This window comes from Sphingosinicella sp. (assembly GCF_041916975.1).
Taxonomy (GTDB): Bacteria; Pseudomonadota; Alphaproteobacteria; order Sphingomonadales; family Sphingomonadaceae; genus Sphingosinicella.
In genome coordinates this window covers 1,238,831-1,252,307 of the sequence record NZ_JAYRYK010000001.1, presented here as the reverse complement: position 1 = coordinate 1,252,307, position 13,477 = coordinate 1,238,831, and the positions used below count along the sequence as shown (strand labels likewise).

Below are 13,477 nucleotides of genomic sequence, written 5' to 3'. Positions count from 1 at the left end.
GCGGGGGCACGGAGTATTCGGATTGTTCGAAACACAGCTGCGCATCCGTTCGCTTGTCTATGCTGGCGCGGCCTCTGCCGTGATCGCCTTGCTGGTGTTCGCCTACAGTCTTGGCTGGCCGCCAAGCCTGCCGTCGGCAGGTTCGCTGCTCGTTCTGGCCGGTGTCGTGATCGCCAGTGCCGCGGCTGTCTTCGCGGCGGTGCATTATACGATGGCGCCGGTCGTGATCGCGGTCGAGAAGATCACCGATTTCGTGCGCCCGCGCCGCGACGGCGACGTTCCACCGCCGATCCCGCGGACCGTGCGCCGCACGCTCCCGAAGCTGACGGCGGCGATCGAGCTGTTCAAGAAGCGCATCCAGACCAATATCGACACGATCCAGCAGACCGCGCTGCAGGACCCCGTCACCGATCTTCCCAATCGCCTCAGCTTCCGCCGCACCGTCGAGCGCCACCTGCGCAGCATGGCGCGCCGCGAGGGCGCGAAGAGCGCGATCCTGTTCATCGATCTCGATCGCTTCAAGTCGGTGAACGACAGCCTCGGCCACGCGCAGGGCGATGTGCTGCTGGCGATGTTCGCGGCGCGGATGCGCGTGCTGCTTTCCGCCGAATCGAATCGCCGCGGGCCGGGCTGCGGCGAGGCCGTGCTGGCGCGTCTCGCCGGTGACGAATTCACCGTCCTCCTCCCCGATGTGGCGGGTCCCGCCGATGCCACCAAGCTCGCGCGCCAGATCCTGCGCGCCATGCAGGAGCCCTTCGAGTTCGCGGGCCAGTCGATCGTGATCGGCGCCAGCATCGGCATCTGCATTGCGCCCGACGACGGCGAGACCTACGAGACGCTCACCCGCAACGCCGACACGGCGATGTATTACGCGAAGGACAGCGGGCGGAATCAGTATCACCTGTTCGAAGCCGCGATGCACGAGCGCGTGCGCGATCGGCTGCAGCTCGAATCGATGCTGCGCGCGGCGATCGCGGGCGGGCAGTTCGAGCTGCACATGCAGCCGCAGATCAATGCGGAAAGCGGCCAGCTCGTCTCGGCGGAGGCGCTCATCCGCTGGCGCCACCCGGACAAATCGCTGCGCGCGCCGGCTTCCTTCATCGATATCGCCGAAGACAGCGGTCTCATCGTCGATGTCGGTCGTTGGGTGATCGCGGAAGCCGCGCGGATCGTCGGCGAATGGCACGCCCGCGGCGACAAGCTCAAGCTCAGCGTCAATGTCTCGCCGCAGCAGGTGGAGCGCACCGATTTCGTGCGGCATGTCCGCGCGTGCATCGAAGCGTCGTCGGCGCCGCCCGAGATGCTGGAAATCGAAATCACCGAATCGACCGTGATGTCGTCCGATCCGGTGATCGTCGATCGCCTCGCCGAAGTGCGTGCACTCGGCATCAGCATCGCCATCGACGATTTCGGCACGGGCTATTCGAACCTGGCGCGTTTGAAGGATCTGCCGATCGACCGTCTTAAGATCGATCGTTCGCTCGTGAAGGACGTCGCCACCAGCGCGGATTCGCGCACGATCATTCAGGCGATCGTCAGCCTTGCCGGCGGGCTCGGCTACGAGTGCGTCGCCGAAGGCGTCGAAAGCGAGATTCAGGCCGATATTCTCAGCGTCATCGGTTGTGAAATCCTGCAGGGCTACTGGATTTCGAAGCCGATCCCACTCGCCGAATTCGAAACCTGGCGCGACGCGCACGAGCCGGAGCATCTCGGAGCCGCGCTTTGACCGATGCGAAGGCCCGCTCTGGCTTCAGGGTACGGCTTGAGCGTCTGCCCTTCCGCGTCAAGCTTGCGGCGGCGGTTCTGTTTGCGTGTACGGTCGCGCTCGCGCTCGCGAGCTCGGTGTTCGCCTATCTCCAGTATCAAACCGTCGTCGCGGCCACCTACAAGATTCAGGAACTGACCACGCAGGGCGTCGCCAGTATCGCGGCGGGGCCGATCCTCGCGGGAGATACGGACGAGACGCTGCGCGTGCTGCGCCAGCTCGATTCGGTGGAGGTGATCCGGCAGGTGCGCGTCCGCGACGTGTCGGGCAAGGATATCATCACGCTGAAGCGCACTGCGGCTGACCCCACAGGACGAAGGGCGGTCTCTTCGGCGCCGATCGTCGCGAAGGGCAAGATGCTCGGCTCGATCGAGATCACCACCGTCCAGAAATTCGAAACCAAGCCCTCGTTCGCTTATTTGTTCGCTGTCATCGGGATCATCGCCGTCGCGTTCCTCGTCTCGCTGTTCTTCGCGGCGGGCATCAGCGTGCTGCTGTTCCGGCCGCTCAAGGTGATGACGCTGGCGATGGAGCGCATCCGCGACAGCGGCGACTATGCGCAGCGCGTCGAACGTTTGGGCGACGACGAGACGCGCCGCGTCATCGATTCGCTGAACGCCATGCTCGATGAGGTGGAACGCCGCGATCACGAGCTGGCGACCGCGGCAACGGAGCTTGCCGAGGCGCGCGACGTCGCGCAGCACGCCAACGAGGCGAAGTCGCAGTTCCTTGCCAACATGAGCCACGAACTGCGCACGCCGCTCAACGCGATCATCGGCTATGCCGATGTGCTGAGGCAGGATCTTTCCGAACAGGGCCAGACGCAGCTTTCCGAAGATGCGCGCTGGATCGATGGTTCGGCGCGGCACCTGCTCAGCATGATCAACGAGCTGCTCGATATGGCGAAGATCGAGGCGGGCCGCATGGAGGTCGATGTCCACGAGTTCAGCGTGCAGGGCCTCCTCGAAGAGGTTCGCGCGACGCTAGAGCCGCTGGCGCAGCAGCAGGGCAACCGTCTCGAACTGCGCATTTCGCCCGATGTCGGCATCGCCGAGCATGATTCGATGAAGCTGCGCCAGTGCCTGATCAATCTCGGCGGCAATGCGTGCAAGTTCACGAAGCAGGGCCATGTCATCCTGTCGGCGCGGCCGCTCACCATCGCGCGACGCGACTGGATCGAAATCAGCGTTTCGGATTCGGGCATCGGCATGACGTCGGAGCAGGTCGAAAAACTCTTCCAGCCGTTTGTGCAGGCGGATGCCTCGACGACGCGCCGTTTTGGCGGCACCGGCCTTGGCCTTGCCATCACGGCGCGGCTTGCCGAGCTGATGGGGGCGCGGCTTTCGGTCGATAGCCTGCCCGGCGTCGGCTCCACATTCAACCTGCGTGTGCCGCGCAAGCATCAGGAATCGCTGCGCGAATGGGACGATGCGACGGGCTCGCAAAAAGGGTCAATTAATAATCAACCAAATCCTGAGACCATGGCGGCATAAAGAACAAGACATGGGCGTATCGATGACTGTGAATGCGGGAGACAGGAACGGATGCCGAATCCTCGTCGTGGACGACGTGGAAGCGAACCGTTCGGTGGTGTGCAGGCGTCTTGAACGCCTGAATTATACGGTGGTCTCTGCGGAAAGCGGCGAGGCCGCGTTGCAGCTTATCGAAAAATCGCCGCCCGATCTCGTGCTGCTCGATTACATGATGCCGAACATGAACGGCATCGATGTGCTGCGCGAGCTGCGCACCAATTCGCGCGTCAGCGAGGTGCCGGTGATCATGCTCACCGCGCGCGCGGACGCGCAGACCGTGGTCGCCTCGCTCGAAGCGGGCGCCGACGATTATGTCTCGAAGCCGATCGATTTCGACGTGCTTGCCGCGCGTATCGAGGCGCAGCTCCAGCGCCGTCAACACGCCGCCAACCTGAAGCTCGCCAATGCCAAGCTCGACGAGCGCGTCACGCGCCGCGCGATCGAGCTTTCGGAACTCGAGGAACAACTCGAACTCGAAAGCGAGCAGCGCCGCGTCCTGCAGACCGAGGTCGAACGTCTGATCGCCGACCGCAAGGCCGTGCTCACCGGCGGCATCAATCCCGATCTCATCGAGCCGCCGCTCCAGCGCATCGCGCAGATCGCCGACAGCCTCGCCGATCCGGGCCGCGCCGACATGCCGGTGAACCCCGCCGCAATCGCCGAGATCGCGGCGCTCGCGCGCCAGGCGCTTGGCGCGGTTCGCTGATCAGCGGGCGTTAGCGGAACCAGCCCTTCACGCGCAGCAAGGCGACGACGGCGAGGCCAAGCGCGATGTTGAAGCCGACGATTGCATAGAAGGCCCACGCCTCGTCCGCGTAGGGAATTCCCGCGACGTTCATGCCGATGAGGCCCGTGATGAACGTCAGCGGCAGGAACACCGCCGACACGATCGACAGCACGAGCGTGCGGTTGCCGACCGCCTCCTGGCGGAGATCCGAAAGCTGGTCGGAAAGCACTGCCGACTGATCGCGCACGGCATCGATCTCTTCGATGATGCGCGTCACGCTGTTCGCGGCGGCTGAAAGATTGATGCGGTCGCTTTCGTCGAAAAACCCGAACGGGCCGCTCGCAAGCTGCGTGAGCGCGTCGCGCTGCGGCGAGATATAGCGCCTGAGCCCGATCGCGGTGCGGCGCACCTTGCCGATGCGCGGGCGCAGGTGGCTGCGGCGCTCGTCGATCACATCCTCTTCCAGCAGGTCGAGGCTTTTCGAAAGATCGTCGAGTGTATTGTCGAGCCGCCGGATCAGCACGTCGGCAAGCTCAACGATGAAATCGCCCGCGTCGCGCACGGCGCGGTCGCGCAGCACATGCTCCATGTCGGCGATAGCGAGCAGCGGACGGAAATTGATGCTGAGCACTTCGCCTGCCGTCACCCACAGGCGGATCGAGACGAGATCGTCGGGGTCCGCGTCCGGGTTCTCGTTGACGCCGCGCAGGATCACGAGTGCGCCTTCTGCGATTTTCGCTGCGCGCGGACGGGTTTCGAGTTCCAGCAGCGACCAGACCGCCGCCTCGGGGATACCGGATCGCTTTTCCAGCCATTCGCGGCACGCGGTGTCGTTGCCGTCGATATGGCGCCAGAGCAGCGCGCAGGCCGGGCCTTTACCGGAATCGGGCGGCGTGTCGATGCGTGTCGCCGTGCCGTCGGAGGTAATCGTATAGGCGAAGTTGCCGTCGGACGTCATGAAAGTCTCCGCAGGATAACGGTGAGGCCGGGGCGCGGGGCGCCGGAGGCATCGGGCACGCGGACGGCGTCGCGGCGGGCGCGGTCGAGCACGGCGGCGGGAACGTTCTCACCCTGCACGATCGTGTCGGCGCGCGACAGCAGGCGCAGTTGCCGAAGCGTCAGATCATCGGGATCGTCGCTCATAAGAACGATCTCGTGGCGCTCGGCCGCATCCGTATCGCTGAGCGCAAGCGCGGTTTCGATCCGTGCCGCGGCGTTGGAGACCTCGTGCAGCGGATCGAGCGCAGCGCCGGGCGCGAGCAGCCGGTCCCAGAACCGGCGGCGTCCCGATGCTGTCGGCCGCGCGTCCGTCACACGCTCGCGTGCGGCGCGGATGCTCCGGGCAAGATCGCCGAGCGAAGCGGGGAGCAGGGCTTCCAGCCGTTCGCGCAGCGCCTTCGCAAGCGTCGCCGAGGCCCCGCCCGTACCGATCGCGACGATCACGGGCGAGCGATCGACGATCGCGGGCACCGTGAAGTCGCAAAGGTCGGGGCGGTCGACGACGTTCACCAGCAGTCCCTGCGCGTGCAGAACCGCAACGTCCGCCGGGCTGGTTTCGGCGGCAATGAAGGCGATGCGCGCCGCATCGGGATCGTCGGTGATGAGCCCGCCCGCACCCTCGATCAGCCGCCGCTTCGCCTCGGCCGCCTCGCCCTCGCCGACGAGCAGCACGGACATGCCCCGGAGGTTCAGGAAGACGGGAAGCTGATCCATCGGCGGCAGGAATGCCACGCCCGCGCGAGGCTGGAAAGCCTCAGAAGCTCGGCAGTTCGCTCACGTTATCGGTGTGGATGCCGCACTCGGTCTTGTCCCAGCCGCGCCAGCGCCCTGCGCGCGGGTCTTCGCCCGGCTTCACGACGCTTGTGCAGGGCTGGCAGCCGATCGAGAGATAACCTTCCGCCTCCAGCGGATGCCGCGGCAGGTCGCGCTCCGCAAAATACGCCTCAAGGTCTGCCTTCACCCAGTCGCCGAGCGGGTTCATCTTCAGCCGTCCATCCTCGATCTCGAACCGGGGAATGTTGGCGCGCGTTTGAGACTGGAACGCCTTGCGTCCCGAAATCCAGCTGTCGAGGCCCTGCTTGGCGCGCGCGAGCGGCTCCACCTTGCGGATCGCGCAGCAGCCGTCGGGGTCGTAGGACCAGCGCAGCCCGGTCGCGTCCTTCGCTTCGAGCACGGCGGGGTCGGGCGTCACGACGTCGCGATTGGTCATCCCCAGCCGGTCGAGCAGCTGCACGCGATAACGCTCGGTTTCCGGGAACATCTTCAGCGTATCGACGAACACCACCGGCACGCTCGGATCGACGCGCGCGATGAGGTCGAGCAGCACCGCGCTCTCGGTGCCGAACGAGGACACGACCGCCGTCTTGCCGAGCAGCCTTTCTTCGAAAACCGTGCGCAGCATTTCGAGCGTGTCGACGCCCGCGAAGCGCGCGTTCAGCGCGTCGGCGTCTTCCTGCGTGTAGGCAGGGCGCACGTCGATGGTGTCGAGCTTGCGGGCGGCCTCAGCCATGACGCAGCGCCCACACCGGCGAACGCCCGTCCGCCGCCTTCTGATAGACATGCTCGTAGCGCGAGAGCGCGCGTTCCAGCGCATCGGTATCGATGTCGGCTTCGGGCGCGAAGCTGTCGAAGCCGCAGCGGCGCATGAACGGAATCTGGTCGACGAGCACGTCGCCCGCCGCGCGCAGTTCGCCCGTGTACCCGGCTTCGCGCAGGATACGCGCCGCCGAATAGCCGCGCCCGTCGCGGAACTTGGGGAACGCGATTTCGATCAGCGCGAGCTGGCCGAGATGCGGGATCAGCTTGCGCGCATCTTCGTCCGATTCCAGCCGCACGGCGGTGGCATTGGTCTGGCCGAGGAATGCGTCCAGCGTCACTGCCGGCTCCTCGTGCGCGGCATCGTCGCGAAAGCGAAGTGCATCACCCATAGATCGCCTCCTTGAACGGGTCCATGCCGACGCGGCGGTACGTATCGAGGAACCGCTCGCCGTCGGTGCGCAGCGTGCGATAGGTTTCGACCGTGCGTTCGATCGCATCGACGACACCGTCCTCGTCGAAACCGGGGCCGGTGATGCGCCCGAGGCTCGCATCCTCCGCGCCCGATCCGCCGAGCAGCAGCTGGTAATTCTCCGTGCCCTTGCGGTCGACGCCGAGGATGCCGATGTGCCCGGCGTGATGATGCCCGCAGGCATTGATGCAGCCCGAAATCTTCAGCTTCAGCTCGCCCAGATCGCGCTGGCGATCAAGGCTCTCGAACCGCTTGGCGATCTTCTGCGCGACCGGGATCGAGCGCGCATTCGCAAGGCTGCAATAATCGAGCCCCGGGCAGGCGATGATGTCGCTGATAAGGTCGAGGTTCGCGCTCGCAAGATCGGCCGCCACCAGCTTCTGCCAGATCGTATGGAGATCGGCTTTCTTCACATGCGGCAGCACGATATTCTGCGCGTGCGTCACGCGAAGCTCGTCGAAGCTGTAGGTTTCCGCAAGGTCCGCCATCAGGTCGATCTGCGCCGAAGACGCGTCGCCCGGAATCCCGCCCACCGGCTTCAGGCTGATGTTGACGATCGCATAGCCCGGCTGCTTGTGCGCCTTCACATTCTGGTCGAGCCACACCGCGAAATCAGGGTCGGCGCGATCGACCGTGTCCGCAATGCCGGTCTCGAACGCGGGCAATGCGAACTGCGCGGCGATGCGCTCGAATTCGCCGGGAGGCGGATCGAGGCCGAGCGTCTTCACATGCGCCCATTCCTCTTCCACCTGCCGCGCGTATTCCGCCGCGCCGAGTTCATGGACGAGGATCTTGATGCGCGCCTTGTAGATGTTGTCGCGCCGCCCGTAGCGGTTGTAGACGCGCAGGCACGCTTCCAGATAGCTGAGGAAATCGCCCGTCGGCAGGAATTCGCGGATGACCGGCGCCACCATCGGCGTGCGGCCCATGCCGCCGCCCACGAACACGCGGAAGCCGAGTTCGCCGGCGTCGTTGTTGTAGAGCTGCAGCCCGATATCGTGCAGCTTTATCGCCGCGCGGTCTTCCTCCGCCGCCACGATGGCGATCTTGAACTTGCGCGGCAGGTAGCTGAATTCCGGGTGGAAGGTCGACCACTGGCGCAACAGCTCCGCCCACGGGCGCGGGTCCGTCACCTCGTCGGCGGCGGCGCCGGCGAACTGGTCCGATGTCGTGTTGCGGATGCAATTGCCGCTCGTCTGGATTGCGTGCATCTCGACGCTCGCGAGGTCTGCGAGGATGTCGGGTGCGTCCTCCAGCTTGATCCAGTTGTACTGGATGTTCTGGCGCGTGGTGAAATGGCCGTAGTCGCGGTCGTACTTGCGCGCGATGTGCGCGAGCATCCGCATCTGGCGGCTGCTGAGCGTTCCATAGGGCACGGCGACGCGCAGCATGTAGGCATGGAGTTGCAAGTAAAGCCCGTTCATCAGCCGCAAGGGCTTGAACTGATCCTCGCTGATCTCGCCCGCAAGGCGGCGTGCAACCTGATCGCGGAACTCCGCGACGCGCGTGTCGACGATCGACTGGTCGAATTCATCGTACTTGTACATCAGATCACCCAGCCTCCCGCCGTCGGATCGGCGGGCTTGATGTTGAGGTCGAGCCGCACGGTTGGCCCGGCGGCGCGAATGCGTTCCTTGATATGGCCGGGGCGGGGCCCGGTCGGCGTCGCTTCGCCGTCGATCACATAAGGCGCGTTCACGCGGCGCGCGGCTTCTTCTGCGGCGGCGATCGCCTCGCCGTGCCCGTCGACGTCCGCGGCCTCGGCGATGTGGCGAGACCAGTCGCTGCCCGTCCACCAGACGACATCGCCGGTCTTGAGATCGTTCCCCGTCAGCAGCTTCACGCCTGCATCTCCAGTTTTCTGATATCCACGTCCGTGCCGAGCGCGGCGACTGCGCCGACGACGATGAGCGCCGGGCTCTTCACGCCGTGCCGCACCACCGTGCCTTCAAGGTCGGCGAGGATGCTGCGGATGACGCGCGCGCCCGGCAGCGTGCCGCGTTCGAGGATCGCGACCGGCACGTCCGGCGTCAGCCCGTCGCCCATCAGTTTCTCGGCGATGGCGGCAGCGGTGGCGACGCCCATGTAGATCACCAGCGTGCGGCCCTTGCCCGCAAGCCCCGCCCAGTTCTGCTCGGTGAGGCCCTTGCATTGTCCCGCAACGAAGCTGACGATCGAGGCATGGTCGCGGTGCGTCAGCGGCATCAGCGCCTCGGCCGCTGCACCGAGCGGGGAGGAGATGCCGGGAACGACCTCCACGGGCACGCCCGCGGCCCGCGCGGCTTCCACTTCCTCGCCGCCGCGTCCGAAGATGAACGGATCGCCGCCCTTCAAGCGCACAACCGTGTTTCCCGCCAGCGCTTCGGCAACCAGCAGCGCGTTGATATCATCCTGCGCCATGGTGTGGCGTGCGCGTTTCTTGGCGACGCTGATCCGCCGCGCGTCACGCGACGCAAGCGCCAGCACGCGCGCATCCACAAGCCCGTCGTGCACCACGACATCGGCAAGGCCGAGCGCCCGCGCCGCGCGCAGCGTCAAAAGGTCGGGATCTCCCGGCCCGGCGCCGACAAGGATGAGTTTGCCCATGGTCATGGGGCGGTAGATGATCCTCGCACGCGCGAAGGCCAAGCAAGGCTTTCTTTGGCCCGGCCAAGCGGGGCTTGGCGGGCGCGTGGATCAGCCGAAATTCGGCGGCCGCTTCTGCATGAAAGCCATGGCGGCTTCCATGAATTCCGGGGATTTCAGCCGCTCCGTGAAAAGCTCGCTTTCAAGGAGCAGGCGCGCGGCGGTCTCCTCGCGGTTCCGGCGCAGCAGGCCCTTCGTCAGCTTCACCGATTCCGGCGCCTTCGCGGCGATCCCGTGCGCGATGCGCCGCGCTTCGGCCTCAAGCTCGGCATGTGGCGCCAAACGGGAAGCAAGGCCGATTTTCAAGGCTTCTTCGCCCGAAAGCCGCCGCCCGGTCAGGAACATGTCGCTCGCCATCGCCGTGCCGACCACCTGCGGCAGCAGCAGCGAGGATCCCGCCTCCGGCACCAGCGCGAGGTCCGTGAACGGCGTCTGCAGCATGGCATTTTCGGACACCACGACAATGTCGCAGTGCAGCAGCATCGTCGTGCCGACGCCGACCGCGACGCCGCCCACCGCCGCCATCAGCGGCTTTTCCGCGTTCAGGATCGATCGCAGAAAGCGCGCCACCGGCGTATCTTGCCCACGCGGCGGGTTCGACTGGAAATCGACGAGGTCGTTGCCGGAGGTGAACGCCTCGCCCGCACCGGTCAGCAGCACCACGCGGATGCCGTCATCCGTCTGCGCCCCGTCGATCGCGTCCGCCATCGCCGCGTACATGGCGTGCGTCAGCGCGTTCTTCTTGTCGGGGCGGTTCATGGTGACGACGAGCACGCGGCCGTCGCGTTCGATGCGGATGTGGTCGGTCATGCCGGGCTCAATGCCGGAAATACGCCCCAGCCGATAGCTGTGAGAGGGAAGAGGCTTCACGCGGCTTGACTTCACAGCCGCGCGCGGGCACCGATCCACCATGCCGAGCGTGGCCGCAACCATCGCCGAAAGTCTCGTCCATCAGGGCGTTAGCCACGTATTCTGCGTTCCGGGCGAATCCTATCTCGCTGTCCTCGATGCGCTGCATGACGTGCAGAACAGGATCGCACTCATCACCTGCCGCCACGAAGCCGCCGCTGCGAACATGGCGGAGGCGTACGGCAAGCTGAACGGCAGGCCGGGCGTCGCCATGGTCACGCGCGGGCCGGGCGCCACGCACGCCTCGATCGGCGTGCACACCGCGTTTCAGGATTCGACGCCGATGCTGCTGTTCGTCGGCGATGTCGGCACCGACATGATCGGGCGCGAAGCGTTTCAGGAGGTCGATTACCGCCGCATGTTCGGTGCGCTCGCCAAGGGTGTGTTCGTGCTCGACCGCGCCGACCGCGCGCACGAGATCGTCGCTTCCGCCTATGCGCTCAGCCTCTCCGGCCGTCCGGGTCCGGTGGTGATTGCGCTGCCGGAAGATATCCTCACTGAGGAGGCGTTCCACGCGGTTGCCACGCGCATCGAGCCGCCGCAGGCCTCGCCCGATGCGTCGGCCATCGCCGCGCTCGCCAACATGCTCGACTCCGCCGAGCGGCCGCTGCTGTGGCTCGGCGGGCCGGGCTGGACGGCAGACGATGTCGCCGCCGTCCAAAGCTTCGCGGAAAGCGCGAATCTTCCCGTCATCACCTCATGGCGCCGCAAGGACCGTTTCGACAACGCGCATCCGAACTATGCGGGCGAACTCGGCCTCGGTTCGAACCCGAAGCTCATCGAGCGTGTCAAATCGGCCGATCTCGTCATCGCGCTCGGCACCCGGCTCGGTGAGGTGGCGAGCCAGGGCTACACCGTGCCCGCCGTGCCAAGTCCCGCGCAGAGCCTCGTCCACATCCATCCCGATGCCGACACGCTCGGGCGCGTCCGCCGACCGGCGCTTGCCATCCAGTCCTCCATCCGGCTCGCCTGCGCCGCGCTCGGCGAACTCGGCTTCGCCATCGACGGCTCGCGCTGGACGGATTGGACCCGCGCGGCGCGTGCCGATTACGAGGCGTGGGTGCAGCCGACCAGCGTTGTGAACGGTGTTAACATGGCCGAGGTGATCGGACATCTGGATGACGTGCTCGGCGCGGACACCATCTATTGCAACGGCGCGGGCAATTTCGCCGGGTGGCTGCACCGCTTCCATCAGCACCGCCGCATCGGCACGCAGCTTGCGCCGACCTCGGGCGCGATGGGCTACGGCGTCCCCGCCGGCATCGCTGCGAAACTGCTCCAGCCCGAGCGTGAGGTCGTGGTGCTCGCGGGCGATGGCGATTTCCTGATGTCGGGCAATGAGCTAATCACTGCCGCGCGCTACGGCGCGAATGTGATCTTCATCGTCGTCGATAACGGCCAGTACGGCACCATCCGGATGCATCAGGCGCGCGATTTTCCGGGGCGGCAATCGGGCACCGCGCTCGTGAACCCCGATTTCGCCGCCTTCGCGCGCAGCTTCGGCTGTCACGGTGAAACCGTCGATCGCACCGAAGACTTCCCCGCCGCGCTCGTCCGCGCCCGCGTAAGCGGCGTCCCTGCGCTTATCGCGGTGAAGACCGACCCGCGTGAGATCGCCCCCGGAAGACGGCTGGGCGACGACGCATGACCCGGCTCACTGATGCCGAAGCGGGGGCGCTTGCGTTCCTCGACGATGCCCATGCGCCCATGCTCGCGGCGATCGAAAGCTGGGCGGCCATCAACACCGGCAGCCGCAACCTCATGGGCCTCGCGCAGTACGCGGACGTGCTTAGCGAAGCCTTCGCGCCGCTCGGCGGCGAGATTCGCCGCGTGCCGCCCGCGCCCGTCGAGGCGGTGGATGCGGCGGGCCGCACCTTCGCGCTCGCGCACGGCGATAACCTCCACATCGTCATGGATCGCCCGGCGAACAAGCGCGTCCTCCTTACCGGCCACATGGACACGGTGTTTCCGGCCGATCACGCGTTCCAGGCGCTGCGCTGGCTGGCGGATGGCGTGCTGAACGGGCCGGGCGTCGCCGACATGAAGGGCGGCATCGCCGTCATGCTCTGGGCGCTCCGTTGCTTCGAAGCCTCGCCGTTCGCCCCGCAACTCGGCTGGGAAATCGTGCTCAACAGCGACGAGGAGGTGTCCTCGCTCGGTTCCGGGGCATTGCTTGCCGAAACCGGACGCCGTTGCCAGATCGGCCTCACCTTCGAACCCTCCTCGCTGCCCGACGGCACGCTCGCAGGCGCGCGCAGGGGCAGCGGCAACTTCGCCGCCGCCGTTTCGGGCCTAGCCGCGCACGCGGGCCGCAATCCCGAAGAGGGCCGCAATGCGATCATCGCCGCCGCCGACCTCGCGCTCCGGCTCGACGCCATGAAAGGCCCGACGCTTTCGGTGAACGTCGCCAAGCTGGATGGCGGCGGCCCGAACAACGTCGTACCCGATACCGCCGTGCTGCGTTGGAACATGCGCCCCTCGACCTTCGAGGATCAGCACCGCGCCACCCACGCGGTCGCTGATGCGATCAGCGCCGTCGCTGCCGCGCACGACGTTTCGATCCAGCTTTCCGGCAGCTTCGCGCGCCCGCCGAAGCCCATGGACGCGCACCAGCAGAAGCTCTTCGATCTCGTGCGCGCCTGCGGCCTCGATCTCGGTCTCGACATCGGCTGGCGCGACACCGGCGGCGTCTGCGACGGCAATAATCTCGCCGCGGCGGGGCTTGCGGTCGTCGATACGCTTGGAGTACGAGGTGGCTCGATCCATTCGGATCAAGAGTATCTGCTTACCGCGTCCCTTGTTGAAAGGGCGCGGCTGTCGGCACTGATCCTGATGCGTCTCGCGCAGGGTGCCTGGGACGGCCACGGGGCCTGATCGGCGCCGGCGCCGATCGCCGGAAACGATATCGTCCC

General features: G+C 66.4%; 13 protein-coding genes. 5 read left to right on the top strand and 8 right to left on the bottom strand.

Going from position 1 to position 13,477, the window contains the following annotated elements; genetic code table 11:
- Nucleotides 1–22: 22 nt before the first annotated feature.
- From ACE3TJ_RS05910 to ACE3TJ_RS05900, 3 genes are read left to right on the top strand one after another with little or no spacing between them, the layout of a single operon-like run.
- Nucleotides 23–1,726, top strand: coding sequence for a putative bifunctional diguanylate cyclase/phosphodiesterase (locus tag ACE3TJ_RS05910; protein ID WP_374594807.1), 1,704 nt, complete (start codon nucleotides 23–25; stop codon nucleotides 1,724–1,726).
- Nucleotides 1,723–3,258: an ATP-binding protein gene (locus tag ACE3TJ_RS05905; protein WP_374594805.1), complete on the top strand. Its 1,536-nt coding sequence runs from the start codon at nucleotides 1,723–1,725 to the stop codon at nucleotides 3,256–3,258. Before ACE3TJ_RS05910 ends, ACE3TJ_RS05905 begins: the two co-directional genes overlap by 4 nt.
- A gap of 10 nt (nucleotides 3,259–3,268) precedes the next feature.
- Nucleotides 3,269–4,003, top strand: a complete 735-nt coding sequence (locus ACE3TJ_RS05900; RefSeq protein ID WP_374594803.1) for a response regulator transcription factor — start codon at nucleotides 3,269–3,271, stop codon at nucleotides 4,001–4,003.
- Nucleotides 4,004–4,013: 10 nt separating this feature from the next.
- On the opposite strand, the gene ACE3TJ_RS05895 is transcribed toward ACE3TJ_RS05900, so the two are convergent.
- The 8 genes from ACE3TJ_RS05895 to ACE3TJ_RS05860 all read right to left on the bottom strand — a co-directional run bounded on the left by ACE3TJ_RS05895 (nucleotide 4,014) and on the right by ACE3TJ_RS05860 (nucleotide 10,466).
- Nucleotides 4,014–4,982, bottom strand: a complete 969-nt coding sequence (locus tag ACE3TJ_RS05895; protein WP_374594801.1) for a zinc transporter ZntB — start codon at nucleotides 4,980–4,982, stop codon at nucleotides 4,014–4,016.
- Complete coding sequence (locus ACE3TJ_RS05890) at nucleotides 4,979–5,737, bottom strand: siroheme synthase (protein WP_374594799.1); 759 nt, start codon at nucleotides 5,735–5,737, stop codon at nucleotides 4,979–4,981. Before ACE3TJ_RS05890 ends, ACE3TJ_RS05895 begins: the two co-directional genes overlap by 4 nt.
- Nucleotides 5,738–5,777: 40 nt before the next feature.
- Nucleotides 5,778–6,533: a phosphoadenylyl-sulfate reductase gene (locus ACE3TJ_RS05885; RefSeq protein ID WP_374594797.1), complete on the bottom strand. Its 756-nt coding sequence runs from the start codon at nucleotides 6,531–6,533 to the stop codon at nucleotides 5,778–5,780.
- Nucleotides 6,526–6,951 carry a DUF934 domain-containing protein gene (locus tag ACE3TJ_RS05880; RefSeq protein WP_374594795.1) on the bottom strand — a complete coding sequence of 142 codons (426 nt, stop codon included), beginning with the start codon at nucleotides 6,949–6,951 and terminating at the stop codon, nucleotides 6,526–6,528. The genes ACE3TJ_RS05885 and ACE3TJ_RS05880 overlap by 8 nt, the downstream gene beginning before the upstream one ends.
- Entirely contained in the window at nucleotides 6,944–8,578 is a 1,635-nt protein-coding gene (locus ACE3TJ_RS05875; protein ID WP_374594793.1) for a nitrite/sulfite reductase, read from the bottom strand. The genes ACE3TJ_RS05880 and ACE3TJ_RS05875 overlap by 8 nt, the downstream gene beginning before the upstream one ends.
- Nucleotides 8,578–8,874, bottom strand: coding sequence for a DUF2849 domain-containing protein (locus ACE3TJ_RS05870; protein ID WP_374594791.1), 297 nt, complete (start codon nucleotides 8,872–8,874; stop codon nucleotides 8,578–8,580). Before ACE3TJ_RS05870 ends, ACE3TJ_RS05875 begins: the two co-directional genes overlap by 1 nt.
- Nucleotides 8,871–9,623, bottom strand: a complete 753-nt coding sequence (gene cobA / locus ACE3TJ_RS05865; RefSeq protein WP_374594789.1) for a uroporphyrinogen-III C-methyltransferase — start codon at nucleotides 9,621–9,623, stop codon at nucleotides 8,871–8,873. The genes ACE3TJ_RS05870 and cobA overlap by 4 nt, the downstream gene beginning before the upstream one ends.
- A gap of 84 nt (nucleotides 9,624–9,707) precedes the next feature.
- Nucleotides 9,708–10,466, bottom strand: coding sequence for an enoyl-CoA hydratase (locus ACE3TJ_RS05860; protein WP_374594787.1), 759 nt, complete (start codon nucleotides 10,464–10,466; stop codon nucleotides 9,708–9,710).
- 100 nt (nucleotides 10,467–10,566) lie between these two features.
- On the opposite strand from ACE3TJ_RS05860, the gene ACE3TJ_RS05855 reads away from it, so the two are divergent.
- Nucleotides 10,567–12,213, top strand: coding sequence for a thiamine pyrophosphate-binding protein (locus ACE3TJ_RS05855; RefSeq protein ID WP_374594785.1), 1,647 nt, complete (start codon nucleotides 10,567–10,569; stop codon nucleotides 12,211–12,213).
- A complete protein-coding gene (locus ACE3TJ_RS05850) occupies nucleotides 12,210–13,439 on the top strand; it encodes a hydrolase (RefSeq protein WP_374594783.1) in 1,230 nt (409 codons plus the stop codon). The genes ACE3TJ_RS05855 and ACE3TJ_RS05850 overlap by 4 nt, the downstream gene beginning before the upstream one ends.
- Nucleotides 13,440–13,477 lie beyond the last annotated feature (38 nt).

Bases quoted from the DNA above. Each gene is read 5' to 3' on its own strand.
- ACE3TJ_RS05900 (WP_374594803.1), top strand. From the start codon at position 3,269: ATGGGCGTATCGATGACTGTGAATGCGGGAGACAGGAACGGATGCCGA.
- ACE3TJ_RS05895 (WP_374594801.1), bottom strand. From the start codon at position 4,982: ATGACGTCCGACGGCAACTTCGCCTATACGATTACCTCCGACGGCACG.
- ACE3TJ_RS05890 (WP_374594799.1), bottom strand. From the start codon at position 5,737: ATGGATCAGCTTCCCGTCTTCCTGAACCTCCGGGGCATGTCCGTGCTG.
- ACE3TJ_RS05885 (WP_374594797.1), bottom strand. From the start codon at position 6,533: ATGGCTGAGGCCGCCCGCAAGCTCGACACCATCGACGTGCGCCCTGCC.
- ACE3TJ_RS05880 (WP_374594795.1), bottom strand. From the start codon at position 6,951: ATGGGTGATGCACTTCGCTTTCGCGACGATGCCGCGCACGAGGAGCCG.
- ACE3TJ_RS05875 (WP_374594793.1), bottom strand. From the start codon at position 8,578: ATGTACAAGTACGATGAATTCGACCAGTCGATCGTCGACACGCGCGTC.
- cobA (WP_374594789.1), bottom strand. From the start codon at position 9,623: ATGACCATGGGCAAACTCATCCTTGTCGGCGCCGGGCCGGGAGATCCC.
- ACE3TJ_RS05860 (WP_374594787.1), bottom strand. From the start codon at position 10,466: ATGACCGACCACATCCGCATCGAACGCGACGGCCGCGTGCTCGTCGTC.
- ACE3TJ_RS05855 (WP_374594785.1), top strand. From the start codon at position 10,567: ATGCCGAGCGTGGCCGCAACCATCGCCGAAAGTCTCGTCCATCAGGGC.
- ACE3TJ_RS05850 (WP_374594783.1), top strand. From the start codon at position 12,210: ATGACCCGGCTCACTGATGCCGAAGCGGGGGCGCTTGCGTTCCTCGAC.